Origin of the sequence: Xanthomonas vesicatoria ATCC 35937, assembly GCF_001908725.1 — a bacterium.
GTDB lineage: Bacteria > Pseudomonadota > Gammaproteobacteria > Xanthomonadales > Xanthomonadaceae > Xanthomonas > Xanthomonas vesicatoria.
Genome location: NZ_CP018725.1, coordinates 1,091,745 through 1,106,625, shown reverse-complemented (window position 1 = coordinate 1,106,625; position 14,881 = coordinate 1,091,745). Strand labels below are relative to the sequence as shown.

Here is a 14,881-nt window from a genome sequence, read left to right as displayed (position 1 = left end):
GGCAATAGTGGATGGTAATGGTGGCAAACCCGGCCGACACAAGCCTTGCCGCAATGACGCGTTCCCGGGTCCGGCGTGCCCGTTAGGCGTACTGCTCTGGCAGCGGCGGGGGTTCACGCCGCGACCGCCCGGCCTGACAATGCCGCGTTCTGGTGGCGCACGGCGCCCCGTGTTGGAGTAACGCAATGGCAACCACCGACAGCGCGCAGCGCTACCTGGGGCTGATCGCGGCAACCGTGTTCGTCCTGGCGGTGGCCGGGTTCGGCGCCACGTTGCCGGGCTATCTGCAGGCCAGCCACCCGGTCGCACTGCTCGGCGCGCAAGGCGTGCCGCACGCACTGGGCTTCAACCTGCTGGCGTTTGTTGCGGTCGGTGCGCTGGGCATGGTCACCGGCGTCAGCCTGCTGGCGCGCATGCCGCCCAAGGCCAGCTGGAGCCTGCGCGTGGGCGGACAACTGATCGTGCTGGCTGGGCTGGCCTTCGTCGGCATGGGCATGCTGCCGCTGGATCCCACCGATCTGGACGGCCGCGCCAGTCAGGCGCATGCCACGGCCTGGTTGCTGTGGGCGGTGGCGTTTGTGCCGGGCATGCTGTTGATCGCCGCGGCGCTGCTCAATGCCCCCGAGACCCGCGCGCTGGCCTGGCTCAGCCTAGTGGCCGGGCTGCTGGTGGCGGTGCTGGCGTTCGGCCCGCCCGGCCTGCTGCGTCAGGCCATCGCGCAGCGCCTGGCGTTCCTGGCGTGGGTCGGCTGGCTGGCCGTGGCGGCGTGGAGTTGGCCGGCAAAGTCGCCCGCGCTGCGGTAACGGTTTGGAGCACCTGCTGCACTGCGGTACCCTGTACCGCTTTGCACCGCCCGAGCATCCGCTCCCAATGTCCACCGTCGAACCGAACGCCTACGACCCGCAGCAGGTCGAATCTTCCGCCCAGCAGTTCTGGGACGCCACCCGCGCCTTCCAGGTCGACGAAACTTCGGACAAACCGAAGTTCTATTGCCTGTCGATGCTGCCGTACCCGTCCGGTGCGCTGCACATGGGCCATGTGCGCAACTACACCATTTCCGATGTGGTCAGCCGCTACAAGCGCATGACCGGCCACAACGTGATGCAGCCGATGGGCTGGGATGCGTTCGGGCTGCCGGCGGAAAACGCCGCGATCAAGAACAAGACCGCGCCGGCCAAGTGGACCTACGCCAATATCGAACACATGCGCGGCCAGCTGAAATCGCTGGGCTACGCGATCGATTGGTCGCGCGAGTTCGCTACCTGCACGCCGGACTATTACGTGCACGAGCAGCGCATGTTCACCCGGCTGATGCGCAAGGGCCTGGCCTATCGCCGCAATGCGGTGGTGAATTGGGACCCGATCGATCAGACCGTGCTGGCCAACGAACAGGTGATCGACGGCCGCGGCTGGCGCTCCGGCGCATTGGTCGAAAAACGCGAGATTCCGCAGTGGTTCCTGCGCATCACCGACTACGCCCAGGAACTGCTGGACGGCCTGGATCAGCTGGACGGTTGGCCGGATTCGGTCAAGACCATGCAGCGCAACTGGATCGGCCGCTCGGAAGGGCTAGAGATCCAATTCGACGTGCGCGATACCGACGGCGCCGCACTGGACCCGCTGCGTGTATTCACCACCCGCCCGGACACGCTGATGGGCGTGACCTTCGTGTCGATTGCCGCCGAGCACCCGCTGGCGCTGCATGCGGCCAAATCCAACCCCGACCTGGCGCGCCTGCTGGAAGAGCTCAAGCACGGCGGCGTGTCCGAAGCCGAGCTTGAAACCCAAGAGAAGCGCGGCATGGCCACCGGCCTGACCGCGGTCCACCCGATCAGCGGCGAGCAGGTGCCGGTGTGGGTGGCCAACTTCGTGCTGATGGGCTACGGCACCGGTGCGGTAATGGCCGTGCCCGGCCACGACCAGCGCGATTTCGAGTTCGCCAACAAGTACGGCCTGCCGATCGTGCAGGTGGTCAAGCTGCGCGAGCCACGTAATGAAGACGAACAGACCTGGGACGCCACCCAGTGGCGCGACTGGTACACCGACAAGAGCCGCACGCTGGAGCTGATCAATTCGGCCGAGTTCGACGGCCTGGATTTTGGCGGCGCCTTCGAAGCCTTGGCCGAGCGCTTCGAGCGCAAGGGTCAGGGCCAGCGCCGGGTCAATTACCGTCTGCGCGATTGGGGCGTGAGCCGCCAGCGGTACTGGGGCTGCCCGATCCCGGTGATCTACTGCGCCAAGTGCGGCGCGGTGCCGGTGCCGGAAGACCAACTGCCGGTGGTGCTGCCGGAAAACGTGGAATTTGCCGGGACCGGTTCGCCGATCAAGACCGACCCGACCTGGCGCCAGACCACCTGTCCGGACTGCGGCGGCCCGGCCGAGCGCGAGACCGACACCTTCGACACCTTCATGGAGTCGAGCTGGTACGTGGCGCGCTACACCAGCCCCAACGCACGCGACATGGTCGACCGGCGCGCCAACTACTGGATGCCGGCCGACCTGTACGTGGGCGGCATCGAGCACGCGATCCTGCACCTGATGTACTTCCGTTTCTATCACAAGCTCATGCGCGACGCGCGGCTGGTGGACAGCGACGAGCCGGTAACCAACCTGCTCACCCAGGGCATGGTCATCGCCGACACCTTCTATCGCGACGCCGACAACGGCGGCAAGGACTGGATCAACCCGGCCGACGTGGAGATCCAGCGCGATGAGCGCGGCCGCGTGACCGGCGCGGTGCTGCTCGCCGACGGCCAGTCGGTGCACATCGGCGGCACCGAGAAGATGTCCAAGTCCAAGAACAACGGCGTGGACCCGCAGTCGATGGTGGCCAAGTACGGTGCCGACACGGTGCGGTTGTTCTCGATGTTCGCCGCGCCGCCGGAACAATCGCTGGAGTGGAACGAAGCCGGCGTGGACGGCATGGCGCGTTTCATGCGCAGGCTGTGGGTGCAGGTGCACAAGCATGTGGGTGAGGGCGCCGCCGTTGTGCTGGACGCCGCCAGCCTGAGCGCCGAGCAGAAGGCGATCCGCCGCAAGACCCACGAAACCATCGGCAAGGTCAGCGACGACTACGGCCGCCGCCACAGCTTCAACACCGCCATTGCCGCGGTGATGGAGTTGTCCAACGCGCTGGCCAAGTTCGACGACGCCAGCGACCAGGGCAGGGCGGTGCGGCAGGAAGCGCTGGAAGCGATGGTGCTGCTGCTCAACCCGATCACCCCGCACGCCAGCCACGCGTTGTGGCAGGTGCTGGGCCGTGGCGAAACGCTGCTGGAAGACGTCGCGTTTCCGCAGGCCGATGCCAGCGCCCTGGTGCGCGATGCATTGACCCTGGCGGTGCAGATCAATGGCAAGCTGCGCGGCACCATCGAGGTGGCAGCGGACGCGGCACGCGAGCAAATCGAAGCGCTGGCCCAGGCCGAACCCAATGCCGCGAAGTTCCTGGATGGGCTGACGATCCGCAAGATCATCATCGTGCCGGGCAAGATCGTTAACATCGTGGCGGGGTGATCGTTGCTGATCGGTCGGGTTGCCACCGCCGCTCCGGGCGCTTTCCCGGAGCGGCGGTGGCGACGCGGCGCAAGGTTGCTGCGGTGGTAGGGGCAATGTGCTGCACTGGCGGGTGGTGCTACGCGGGTCCGATTGCTGCAGTGGTTCTCTGCGATTAACGGCACTGGTGCGTCGCGACACACGGGTGAAGTTTCCGCCATGGTTCCTGGCACGTCATCTCAGTCGCGCTTGGCGACGTGCGGGTGAGTTGTTGGGGGTAGCTTCTGATCATTCGTTTCACCGGCGCGTGGCGACGCGCTTGTCCTTTCTGGACGCCGCTCTTTTCCGCGGCGCCCTATCAAGCCCCGTTCACGCGTGCTGCGTCAGGCTAGCCGCCTGTTGCCGCCGCCGGGGCGCTCATCCAGACTGTGCCCATGATTCGATTTCCTACTGCTTTCGCTGCGTCCCTCGTGCTGGTCTCCAGCCTTACCGCCTGTGGCTTCCACCTGCGCAATTCGCTTGCGTTGCCGCCCGATACCCCCGCCGTGAAGGTGCAGTCCGCAGTGCAGTACAGCGAGCTCGCCAAATTGCTGCGGCGCGGCCTCAAGGCGTCCGGCGCCACCCTGGCGGATGAAGACGCCAAGAGCGGCTTTGCGCAGGTGCAGGTGTTGTCCGAGCGCTGGGGCGATCTGCCGATCGCCATCGACAGCCAGGGCCGCGCGCAGGAATACAGCCTGCGCTATGCGGCCATTTTCACCGTCACCACTGCCAATGGCTCGGTGTTGGTGCCGCAACAGGTGATCGAGCTGTCGCGCGATTATGTGTCGCCGCCGGTGGACGCCACCGGTACCGCGACCGAGCGCGAGATTCTGGCCGACGAGTTGCGCAAGGACATGTCGGCCTCGATTTTGCGCCGTATCGATAGCGTGGTGCGTGCGCGCATACAGCGCGGCGAAAGCCTGGAAAGCACGCCGACCGCGCCCTTGCCCCCGGCTCCGACGACGCCGGCACAGCCCACGACGACCCCCGAATCCAGCGTGCCGGCGTCATTGCCGCCGGCGCCGACATCGGGCAACTAAGCCGCAACCGCGTTTTCGATATGGAACTTCGCCCCGAACAGCTGGCCGGCCAGTCCAATCAGCCGTTGCAGCCGGCTTATCTGATCGCCGGCCCGGAAACCTTGCGCGTGCTCGAAGCCGCCGATGCGGTGCGCGGGCGAGCGCGCGCCGAAGGCATTGGCGAGCGCGAAGTGTTCGATGCCGACGGCCGCGAGTTCGACTGGAACCAGCTGGATGCCAGCTTCAACGCGCCCAGCCTGTTCAGCCCGCGCCGGCTGGTGGAAGTGCGCCTGCCCAGCGGCAAACCGGGCAAAGACGGCGCCGAGGTCATCACCCGCTTCTGCGCCAACCCGCCGCCGGATGTGGTGCTGCTGATTACCGCCAACGACTGGAGCAAGGCGCATCAGGGCAAGTGGGCCGAGGCGATCGGCCGCATCGGCACCATTGCTCTGGCCTGGGCGATCAAGCCGCATGAATTGTCCGACTGGATCGAGCGCCGCTTGCGCGCCCGGGGCCTGCGCGCCGACGCAGCCGCAGTGCAGCGCCTGGCCGAGCGGGTGGAAGGCAACCTGCTGGCCGCTGCGCAGGAGATCGACAAGCTGGCGTTGCTGGCCGACGGCAAGACGCTGGATCTTGAGGCGATGGAATCGCTGGTGGCCGATGCCGCGCGGTACGACGTGTTCCGCCTGGCCGAAACCACCTTCTCCGGCCAGCCCGCCGCGGTGATCCGCATGCTCGCCGGGCTGCGTGCCGAAGGCGAAGCGGTCGCGGCGCTGATGCCGATCCTGATCAAGGAACTGCTGCGCACCGCTGCACTGGCGAAGGTGCAGGCCAATGGCGGCAACCTGGCTGCCGAAATGAAGGCGCAGGGGCTGTGGGAATCCCGCCAGGCCCCATTCAAGCGCGCACTGCAACGTCACCCCGAGCCGCGCAGCTGGGAACGCTTCGTCGCCGAGGCCGGTCTGGTCGACCGCATGGCCAAGGGCCGCGCCGACGGCGATGCCTGGGTTGGCCTGGAACGCCTGCTGGTCGCGGTGGCCGAAGCGCGCGCGGTGAGATTGCTGGCGTGACAGCGGGGCAGGCCGGGCCCGGAAACTACGCGTCCGTGAACAGGGACACGCGATCCGAAACCCGAACCACTGCACCGACCAGCCAGGAGGTTGTCGCTCCCACCGGCACTGAGACCACCGCGTCGGTGTCTGACGCCAGGCCGGCCGCACCGGCTGCCGGCCGCTCCGATTCCCGATTCCCGATTCCCGATTCCCGGCTCCACCTTTACTACGGTGGTACCTTCGACCCGATCCACCTCGGTCACTTGGCCATTGCCTGCGCGGCACGCGACGAACTCGGGGCGCTCGTGCATCTGGTGCCGGCCGCCGATCCGCCGCATCGCGCCGCACCCGGTGCCACGGCCGCGCAGCGTGCGCAGATGCTGGAACTGGCGTTTGCCGGTCAGCCGGGTTTGCAGTTGGACAGCCGCGAGCTGCAGCGCGCCCGCCGACAGCTGGCGCCGTCCTACACCGTGGATACCTTGCGCGAGCTGCGCGAGGCACTCGGCCCCGCCACGCCCATCGCCTGGCTCCTGGGTGCCGATGCCTTCGTTGGATTGCACCGCTGGCACCAGTGGGAGGCGTTGTTCGAGCTGGCGCACTTTGTCATTGCCGCGCGGCCGGGAACCTCCCTGGACCTGAGCGATGCGCCGCAACTTGCCGCTGCGGTGCAGGGCCGCTGGGCTAGCAGTACCGATGCATTGCGCGCTGCGCCGGCCGGCGGGCTGTGGCAGTTGCACCACCGGCTGCGCGGCGAATCGGCCAGCGCGGTGCGCGCACAGATCGCTGCAGGTGGCGCCTGGCACGCGCTGGTGCCGCCGGCCGTGGCCGGCTTTATCGCGCGGGAAGGCCTGTATGGCTGCGCCCGCCCGGCTAGCTGAACACGCGTCCGCCCGGACCGGCCTATAATTCCCGCCAATTCCATCGAGTTGCCCGCTTTGACCAGTCAAGCCCAAGTCATCAAGACCTCCCTTCCGAATCCGCCGCCGTCTGTGCCGGCCCTGTTGGCTACCGTGCGCGAGGCCGTGGAGGAGCTGAAGGCCAAGGACGTGGTCGAGATCGACGTGCGCGGCAAGTCCAGCGTGTGCGATTACATGGTGGTGGCCTCGGGCACCTCGACCCGCCATGTCAAATCGATCGCCGAAGAAGTGGTCAAGTTCGCCAAGCGCCTGGACGTGATGCCGTTGGGCGTGGAAGGCGAGCGCGAGGCCGAGTGGGTGCTGGTGGACCTGGGCGACGTGGTAGTGCATGTGATGCTGCCGCGCGTACGCGAGTTCTATGCGCTGGAGCGCTTGTGGACGGTAGGCGACCAGCGTCCGTCCGATCAAGACGACGCCGACGAGCAGCTCTGAGTCGACGCACTGCACGTATGTGATGCAGAACGCACGAACGGCGCCCTGGGGCGCCGTTTTTGTGTGTGCAGCAGCGTCAGGACTGCGCGGCTTACAGCGGCCCGCGTTCCCACGGGCCGGTGATCGCCACGGTGATGCCTGGGGTCTGGATGTTGACGAATAAGGTGCGTGCCAACGGGTCCCAGCAGGCGCCGCAGAACTCGGTGTCGCGGTAATCGCCTTCGGCAATGGTCTTGCCGGCATCGGCGATCTGCTGCGAGGTGAGCTGCACGTTGTTCTTGGCCAGATAGAACGATTCGCCGTTGCGGGTCAGGCCTAGCAGACGCGCGCCGGGGCCGTAGTCGTCCGGACTTTCGCCGCCGTCTTCGCACAGCACCACGCCGCCGCGTGCGCTGACGGTGACGTTGTCAGGGTTGTGCGCCGCCAGCTGGTTGCCGCTGACGAACAGCGCGCTCAGGCGCTGGGTGAACAGGTCCAGCACCCACACCGCGCCATTGCCGTAACCGCGCCGGCCCTGCGCATCCACGCCGGTGCTGGTGTCGACGATGAACAGCTTGCCGTAGCTGTACCAGATGCCTTCGCCGCGGCTCATGCGCAGCGCGCCATCGGCCCAGGCCTGCGCAAACGGGCCGCTCAAGGTGTCGTTGGCGCCGATATCGGCAAAGCCGGCCGGCGCGGCGATGCTGTCCAGATCCGGTTCTTCGATATCCACCCATTCCAGTTGGAATTGCTGGCCGATGCTGACCACGGTCAGATCGGCATTGCGGCGCCCGCGCCCGCGTGCGGCCTGCAGCCGGCCACCGTTTTCCAGCGATCCGTTACGCCCACGGCGGTCGTTGGGAATGAAGCGGTACAGCCCGGCCTTGTTGCGGTCGTCCTCGGTGAGATAGACGATGCCGGTGCGCGGATCGATCGCCACCGCCTCGTGGCTGAAGCGGCCCAGGCCCACCAGCGGCCGGCCGGTGGTGCGGTGGCTGTCCGGGTCCACTTCGAACACGTAGCCGTGCTTGCGGCCGGTGCTGGACACCGCATTGGTCTTGATCTCCTCGCAGCTCAGCCAGGTGCCCCACGGGGTCGGGCCGCCGGCGCAGTTGACCAGGGTGCCGCCCAGGCTGGGTTCCAGGCAGCCCCAGCCACGGCGGCCGTAACTCAGCGTGGTGGTGCCGCCGCCGGCGGACTGGGTGCCGCTGACGATGCCGGTGTCGTACATGGCCGGTGCGCGGAACGGTGTGCCGGCGCCGCGTTCGTGGTTACGGATCAACACGTATTCCAGGCCGCGCAGCGGGTCGCTGCCTGGGCGCCAGTCCGGCCGGCGCAGGCCGACCACGGCCATGCCATCGTGACGGTCGGGACAGGGCTGACCATCGTCCATGCGGTCGCCGCTCCAGCCGAACGAGCGGTAGCTGAAACCGCGCGGCAGCTGCAGCAGCGGCAGGCCGGTGCTCTGGTCGGCAACCGGGGCCAGTGGGCCGTAACGGCTGGGGACCGGTGCGAGCCGCACCGACGGGGAGGTGGCGGCCTGGGCCTGGCGCGATTGCAAGGCGGCCAAGCTGCCAAGGGCGCCGGCGGCCATGATGGCGGCGCTGCCCTTGAGAACCTGGCGGCGGGCGGGATCGAAAATCGGCATCGAACGACTCCTGCGGGGCTGGGTTGTCCGGCGACACTAATTGCCGCCTGTAACCACGCCATGACACGCGACGGCACATCGCCACGGACTGCCCAGGCTGTGACGCGGATATCATGTACGGATGAAATGCCGACTCATCGCCACCGGCGAGCGCGCACCGGCCTGGGTGGCGCAAGGTTTTGCCGAATATCAAAAACGTCTGTCGCACTGGATGCCGCTGGAGCTGGTCGAGATCGAACCCGGCCTGCGCGGCAAGGGACGCGATGGGCAGCGCGCCATCGACGACGAAGGCCGCCGCGTCATCGCCGCGCTCCCCAAGAACGCGCATGTCGTGGCGCTGGATGTGCCCGGCCGGCCGCTGAGTTCAGAGCAACTTGCGCAGCGCATGGAGCATTGGCGGGGGCAGGGGCGCGACCTGGCTTTCCTGATCGGAGGTCCGGAAGGCCACGCGGCCGAAGTACTGAAAAATGCCACCGAAAGCTGGTCGATCGGCCCGCTCACCTTGCCGCACATGCTGGTGCGTCTGATCGTGGCCGAGCAGCTGTATCGCGCTGCCGCGATGCTGGCCAATCACCCTTACCATCGTGCGTGATGGTGTGACGCGGGCGCCGTGCGGCTGGCCTCACCAGGGACTTGATTACCAAAGGCCCGCGAAATCGGCCCGCTTACTCTTCCGAAGCATGCCCGCGCATTTGATCGTAGTCGAGCAATTGCACCACGCTGCGGCGATGCCGGCCAATCGCCCGATTCGGCGCGCCTGACAGCTCCTCAGTCAGCAAGCAACGGCTTGCTTGATACCAAGAATGCCTAAGCTTGCTCAACATTCCAGGCGAATGCGATCAGACCTTATGGACGCGGTGTGTCGCGCGCCGTTGTCGGTTTTGAACGCGTCGGCGGGACCCGTCGGGCTGCCGCTCGCGTTCTTGTGTTGGCAGCTCAGCCCAGTAATGCGGCAGATCATTACGGGCGTCTCCATTGGTGCTGCGGCAGGTGAGTGACTCTGTATGTGACCGCTGCGCTTACCTAGCACGCGTGCGTTCCTGGCGGGTTGCTTGGCGCCAGCAGGTGCGTGGACTTTTGCAGTGTGCGGCGGCTGCAGTTGCAGGCCGCCGCGTCAGTCAACAGGTCAATTCAAGGAAAAGCTCACCGGCACCAATCCGTAGGCCTGCACGGCCTGGCCGTTCTGCATCGCCGGCTGGAAGCGCCAGCTGCGCAGCACCTGGCTACGCGCGGCCAGATCGAGCGCGCGATGACCGCTGCTGGTCTGCACGCTCACTTCGGCCGGGCGTCCATCGGTACCGACCAACACGCGCAGCAGCACCGTGCCTTGCTGGCCTGCGCGCAGTGCAGCCACGGGATAGCTCGGCGCCGGGGAACTCAAATACTGCAACTGGCCTGCCTCGACCGGCCCGCTGGGCGCTGTTGTCGGGGGGGCGCTTTCTGCGACGACGTCGGAGACCGTTGTGGCAACAGCAAACGGTGCGCTGTCGACAACGGACTCCTGACTGATCACCGGGGTCTGTATAGGCACCGGCACCATCTTGGTCGGAGAATGCGTTTTCGGCTTGAACTTCACTTCGATCGGAAACACCGGCGGCGGTGGCGCCGGATCCTGCAGTACCAGCATCGGCAAAATCCAACGCTCTTTGGGCGCGGTCTGCTGCGGAATCGCCCGGTGCGAGAGCGGAATCAACAATAACCCGCCCGCCAGTAGGTACAATGCCACGGCCGTGCTCATCGCCAGGACGCGCGAGGTGTCGATGCCAAGGGGACGGGAAGAAACCTGCGATTGCGTGCGAACCATCATCCACCTCCAAAACGGAACTGCGGAAAGGACCAGCGCGGCCCGGACGCACTACACCATCTGGTAGCGTAGGTTTACCGCAGCGCGCGCGGCTGCACAAGCACGGCGCGCATCTGCGAAGGACGCGCCACGTTGCGAAGGATGCCGGGGCCAATTCGCCGTCGTGTCGATCTCGATGACCAGCTGGTTCTTAAAACGGCATTACACAAGCATTGGCATGCAGACGCCCAGCCGAAGCTGGGCGTTGCGGTAGAAAAGCCCAGCCCGTGACCGGGCCGGGGAAACGACGCTGACGGGAGAGTGCGTCAGTAGTCGTACGACACCGAAAACATCGCGTAGCGGGGCTGGGTGAAGAACGCGCCCATGCCGTAGGTGTTGGAAAGCGTGAACGCGCCGTCTTCCCAGGTGGAATCGACCTGCAGCGGCTTGCGCTCGTTGAAGATGTTGAAGGCCTGCAGCGTCATGGCGAGCTTGTTGTCGGCAAACGCCGGGCGATAGGTCAGGCCCAGGTCGACGATCTTGGTCCACGGCAAGCGGCCGGCATCGCCCGGACGGGAGGGCTGCCCGTTGCAGATGTGGTGGGCGGAGCCGTAACCGATCGGATCGCCGGCATCGGAATCTTCGCTGATGCCATTGATGCTGACGTAGCCCAGGCACGACTTCGGGGTGCCGGACAGGATGCGGATGTTGCCCGCGACCAGCCATTCCGGTGCGATCTGGTACGACCCGTACAGCTTGATCTGGTGGCGACGGTCGTTGGCCAGGTAGCCGCCGGAATACCACATCAACGCAGCGGCATCCCAGTCCTGGGTCTTGGAGACATCGGTCTGGCCAATATCGGATTTGATCTGGCCTTCGGTGTTGCCGAAATTACGTGACCAGGTGTAGTCGATGCGGCCTTCCCACCTGCCGTCGAAGGGGTGCTGCAGGAACAGGTCCACGGCCAGATAGGTGCGCTTGGCCTTCTTGTCGAAGCCCCAGTCCGACGGCGACATCGAGACCGATGTGCGGCCGGAGCCATCCAGGTTGGCTAGGCTGAAGGAATTGGTTTCCCCGGGATTGAAGATGATGCAGCCTGGGACGTTGACGGTGCTGGGATCCACGCCGATCGCGGTCAACTTGGTCCGCATCCGGTCGGCGTCGCAGACGTCGTCGATGGTGGCGCCTAGCGTGCGGTAGGTGGCCTTGGCACCGGTCACCCAGTTCTCGCCGAGCGTCTTGTCGAAGCCAAGCATGAACTCGTCCTGGTACATCGATTTGAGGTCGGTGGCGGCGATGCCGGCCGCATCCGGCGCCTGACCGCATTCCAGGCCGGCCGAGACGACATTGCCGGAACAGGTGAATCCTGCCGATGGATCGACCGCAACCGGCGTCAGTCCGGTGGGATTGCCCTGGGCATCGATACCGCTGTAGGTGAAGTACTCGTTCGTGAACGTGGATGGCGATGCACCGCGGATGGCCACGCTGTTCGGTAGCGCCAGATAGTAGCGGCCGGCGTTGCCATACACCTTGAGCGACGAATCCCCCAACACGTCCCAGCTCACGCCCAGACGCGGCGCCCATTGATCGCCGCTGGACACATAGGCCACGCCGGCATCGTTGAAATTGGTGAACTTGTCGTTGCGAATGCCCAAGGTCAGCAGCAGCGTATCGGTCACCTGCCACTTGTCTTCGAGAAAGTAGGCTTTCTGTTCGACCGACATGCTGGTGGCGGTGTTGAACACCGTCTGATTGACGAAATAGCCATTGCCACCTGCCGGGCCAACCCCGAGCCCAGCGCGGATCGGCGAGGTGGGGCGCGAGGAACGGCCGTAGGTCCAGGTGTAACCGGGCCCGGTAGTGATGACGCCTTCATTGCTCGCATCGAAGTGCATGTTGTCCACACCCGCGGTCAGTGTGTGGACGCCCAATACGTACTCCAGATCGATCCGCAAGCCGCGTGTGGTGTTTTCACCATCCCGGGCCTGGCTGGAGGTCTGGTTGTTGCGGATTTCCTGCCCCCCGGTGATGGCTGGGTCCTGCAGATTCGTTCCGGAAAGCCGTGCCGCAGTACTGGGATTGTTGCGGAAGTCGGTCTGTCTGCTCTTGCCGTATGTCGCGCTCAAGGTCAGGTCATCGGTGATGTAGCTGGTGTACTTGCCGATGTAGTAGCGGTCGTTGACCTTGACCGTATCGGCGAAGGCGCCGGCAGCATCGCCACCGAGCCCTTCGTAGCCCAGGAAGTCGCTATAGGCGCCAGCTTCGCGATAGCTGTTTTTGATGCCGGTCAGTTCGAGGATGTTGCTGTCGTTGATGTTCCAGTCGACCTTGGCGTAGACCTTCGGCTCATCGATGCGGTAGTTGTTGCGGCCGATCACCGGGTCGTCGCGGCGTGCGGTCGACACGCCTTCGCTGCGCTCCTGCTCGGCGGCGACGAAGACGAACAGGCGGTCTTCGATCAGCGGGCCACCGGCATAGACGCTGTATACCGTGTTCCAGAACTGGTCGTCCTTGCGACTGCGGTACAAGCTGCCTGGCAGGGATGGGTCGCTGTATTCATAGCCGTCTGGCGGTGTGGTCGTGGGATAGAGCACGTTCTTGTTGTCGCTGGACAGCGACTTGGGCCGCCACAGCACCTGCGCACCGAAATGCCACTCGTTGGTGCCGCGCTTGCCGACCTGGCTGAGCACGCCACCCGCCGAGCGGCCGTAGCGCGCACTGTAGCCACCGGTATAGGTTTCCTGTTGATCGATGGCGCCGAAGGGCAGGGTGACGCCGCCGATATTTGTCAACGGGTTCGAGGTGAGATACCCATTGAGGTAGTAGGCGTTTTCGGTGACGCCAGCGCCGCCAAAGGAAATCGCATTGCCGAAATAACCGCTGCCCTGGACGGCGCCGGGCGACAACAGTGCAATCGCTTCTCCGGAGCGTGCTAGGGGCAGGCGCTGCAACTGCTCGGCGGTAATCACGGTACGCGAGGCGGTTGCGGACACATCCACCGGCGAGATGTTCTTGCCGGTTACGGTAACCGTACCCAGGGTGGTGGCATCCGACGCGGTGCCGCTGCCGAACGAGACATCGGTGCCAGCACCGACACGCAGGGCGATGTTTTTGCGTGACTCGATGGCCTGGCCGTCGCGTTGCAGGGTGACGGTGTAAGTGCCCACCGGAAGATTGCCGATGGCGTAGCGCCCGCTGGCGTCGACGGTCGCCGTGCGTGCAAAACCGGTGTCGCTCTGCGCCGTAACGGTTGCGCCGGCAGCAGTGGGCGCGCTGCCATAAATGCCTGCAGTGGTGCTTTGCGCAGCCGCAGTGCCGGATGCAAGCGCACCGATGGTGCCGCTCAACGCAAGCGCAAGCATGCTGACGCGGGCGTAGCGTGCACGCGAAGGTGCATGACGCGATGGGGGATGGAACGTAGGCTTCGAGGCGGCGTTGTCGGTCATCATCTCTCTCCAGATGAGCGCCATCACGAATATGACGGTGCGCTGACAACCGATGCTAGAGAGCTGTAGAGCCTGCTTAAAGAATGATTTCTCTAAATTTCATGTTTTTTTAAGCACAAACCTCAAAAGCGCCTATTCATATCAATAATGTGGAATAGGGCACTTGCAGGTTACCGATGTTCAAGTCGCGGACGCGCTGCCAGCTATGACGCTTGGGATGCGCTCGGCCGCAGGCGGCCTTCGCACCAGCACTCCGCAAAAAACACTGCCCTCCGGAGAGGGCAGTGAGGGACGCGCTTTGGGACGGTGTCTGCTTCTGTCAGCGACCCAGCTCGAAGGTCACATCCAGCGTGATCGACAGCGTGCTCTCGCCCGGTGCCACCTGGGTGTCCATTTCGGCCTTGGCCGAGCGCATCGAGGCGGCCATCATCATCGGGCGCACCACGCCGCCACCGGCGCGGCCTTCGGAGATGCTGACGATGCGGCGCACCTTCAGGCCCAGCGACTTGGCATAGGTGTCGGCGCGGGTCTGGGCTTTTTTGAGCGCAGCCACGCGGGCCTCGTCGTAGGCCGGCTCGGGCTGGTCGACCGAGAAGCTGGGGCCGTTGATGTCGTTGGCACCTTGCGCGGCCAGGGTGTCGAGCACCTTGCCGAGCTTGGAGATATCGCGCACCTTCAGGCTGACCGTGTTGCTGGCCTGGTAGCCGTTGATCTTGGGCGCTTCGTTTTCCTTGTAGGTGTACTGCGGGCTCAGGTTGATGCCGCTGGTCTGCACGTCCTTGTCGGCGATGCCGGCGGCCTTCACCGCAGTCATGACCTTGCTCATCTGTTCGGCGTTCTGGCGCATCGCGCTGTTGCTGTCGGCAGCCTGGGTGACCACGCCTGCGGACAGCGTGGCGATATCCGGCACGCGCTTGGCTTCCGCTTCGGCCGAGACATTGAGCAGGGTGCCATCGTTGGGGATGGTGTAGTTCGACGCGGATTGGGCGTGTGCGGTCATGGCGGTTCCGGCAGCGATGGACAGGGCCAGCAACAGCGGCTTGAGGGTGGTACGCATGAGATCTCCTTGTCTGT

At 65.5% G+C, this 14,881-nt stretch carries 11 protein-coding genes; 7 read left to right on the top strand and 4 right to left on the bottom strand.

From position 1 onward, the window contains the following. Window positions 1-185 precede the first annotated feature (185 nt). The 6 genes from BJD12_RS04840 to rsfS all read left to right on the top strand — a co-directional run bounded on the left by BJD12_RS04840 (window position 186) and on the right by rsfS (window position 6,951). The gene (locus BJD12_RS04840) at window positions 186-803 is read left to right on the top strand and encodes a DUF998 domain-containing protein (RefSeq protein WP_005994715.1); all 618 of its coding nucleotides are present in this window, start codon (window positions 186-188) and stop codon (window positions 801-803) included. Window positions 804-870: 67 nt separating this feature from the next. Continuing rightward, the gene (gene leuS, locus BJD12_RS04835; protein ID WP_005994717.1) at window positions 871-3,513 is read left to right on the top strand and encodes a leucine--tRNA ligase; all 2,643 of its coding nucleotides are present in this window, start codon (window positions 871-873) and stop codon (window positions 3,511-3,513) included. A 413-nt stretch (window positions 3,514-3,926) separates the two neighbouring features. Further along, the gene (locus BJD12_RS04830; RefSeq protein ID WP_005994719.1) at window positions 3,927-4,571 is read left to right on the top strand and encodes an LPS-assembly lipoprotein LptE; all 645 of its coding nucleotides are present in this window, start codon (window positions 3,927-3,929) and stop codon (window positions 4,569-4,571) included. Window positions 4,572-4,591: 20 nt separating this feature from the next. After that, a complete protein-coding gene (gene holA, locus BJD12_RS04825; RefSeq protein ID WP_005994721.1) occupies window positions 4,592-5,620 on the top strand; it encodes a DNA polymerase III subunit delta in 1,029 nt (342 codons plus the stop codon). Next, entirely contained in the window at window positions 5,617-6,480 is an 864-nt protein-coding gene (nadD, locus tag BJD12_RS04820) for a nicotinate-nucleotide adenylyltransferase (protein ID WP_005994722.1), read from the top strand. Before holA ends, nadD begins: the two co-directional genes overlap by 4 nt. A 57-nt stretch (window positions 6,481-6,537) precedes the next feature. After that, entirely contained in the window at window positions 6,538-6,951 is a 414-nt protein-coding gene (gene rsfS, locus BJD12_RS04815) for a ribosome silencing factor (protein ID WP_039421089.1), read from the top strand. A 91-nt stretch (window positions 6,952-7,042) separates the two neighbouring features. On the opposite strand, the gene BJD12_RS04810 is transcribed toward rsfS, so the two are convergent. Further along, window positions 7,043-8,578 (bottom strand): alkaline phosphatase PhoX, encoded by a 1,536-nt coding sequence (locus BJD12_RS04810; protein WP_005994726.1) that lies wholly within the window; start codon window positions 8,576-8,578, stop codon window positions 7,043-7,045. Between the two features lie 121 nt (window positions 8,579-8,699). On the opposite strand from BJD12_RS04810, the gene rlmH reads away from it, so the two are divergent. Further along, the gene (rlmH, locus tag BJD12_RS04805; RefSeq protein WP_005994728.1) at window positions 8,700-9,170 is read left to right on the top strand and encodes a 23S rRNA (pseudouridine(1915)-N(3))-methyltransferase RlmH; all 471 of its coding nucleotides are present in this window, start codon (window positions 8,700-8,702) and stop codon (window positions 9,168-9,170) included. Window positions 9,171-9,704: 534 nt separating this feature from the next. On the opposite strand, the gene BJD12_RS04800 is transcribed toward rlmH, so the two are convergent. From BJD12_RS04800 to BJD12_RS04790, 3 genes are all read right to left on the bottom strand, one after another. Continuing rightward, window positions 9,705-10,385 carry an energy transducer TonB gene (locus BJD12_RS04800; protein ID WP_005994730.1) on the bottom strand — a complete coding sequence of 227 codons (681 nt, stop codon included), beginning with the start codon at window positions 10,383-10,385 and terminating at the stop codon, window positions 9,705-9,707. Between the two features lie 302 nt (window positions 10,386-10,687). After that, window positions 10,688-13,723, bottom strand: a complete 3,036-nt coding sequence (locus BJD12_RS04795; RefSeq protein ID WP_074059511.1) for a TonB-dependent receptor — start codon at window positions 13,721-13,723, stop codon at window positions 10,688-10,690. Window positions 13,724-14,126: 403 nt separating this feature from the next. Further along, window positions 14,127-14,864 (bottom strand): SIMPL domain-containing protein, encoded by a 738-nt coding sequence (locus BJD12_RS04790; protein WP_005997883.1) that lies wholly within the window; start codon window positions 14,862-14,864, stop codon window positions 14,127-14,129. Between the last annotated feature and the right edge of the window lie 17 nt (window positions 14,865-14,881).

Excerpts from the sequence above, each read along its gene's own strand:
- BJD12_RS04830 (WP_005994719.1), top strand. The coding sequence starts at position 3,927 with ATGATTCGATTTCCTACTGCTTTCGCTGCGTCCCTCGTGCTGGTCTCC.
- holA (WP_005994721.1), top strand. The coding sequence starts at position 4,592 with ATGGAACTTCGCCCCGAACAGCTGGCCGGCCAGTCCAATCAGCCGTTG.
- BJD12_RS04840 (WP_005994715.1), top strand. The coding sequence starts at position 186 with ATGGCAACCACCGACAGCGCGCAGCGCTACCTGGGGCTGATCGCGGCA.
- BJD12_RS04795 (WP_074059511.1), bottom strand. The coding sequence starts at position 13,723 with ATGCTTGCGCTTGCGTTGAGCGGCACCATCGGTGCGCTTGCATCCGGC.
- BJD12_RS04790 (WP_005997883.1), bottom strand. The coding sequence starts at position 14,864 with ATGCGTACCACCCTCAAGCCGCTGTTGCTGGCCCTGTCCATCGCTGCC.
- rlmH (WP_005994728.1), top strand. The coding sequence starts at position 8,700 with ATGAAATGCCGACTCATCGCCACCGGCGAGCGCGCACCGGCCTGGGTG.
- BJD12_RS04800 (WP_005994730.1), bottom strand. The coding sequence starts at position 10,385 with ATGATGGTTCGCACGCAATCGCAGGTTTCTTCCCGTCCCCTTGGCATC.
- BJD12_RS04810 (WP_005994726.1), bottom strand. The coding sequence starts at position 8,578 with ATGCCGATTTTCGATCCCGCCCGCCGCCAGGTTCTCAAGGGCAGCGCC.
- leuS (WP_005994717.1), top strand. The coding sequence starts at position 871 with ATGTCCACCGTCGAACCGAACGCCTACGACCCGCAGCAGGTCGAATCT.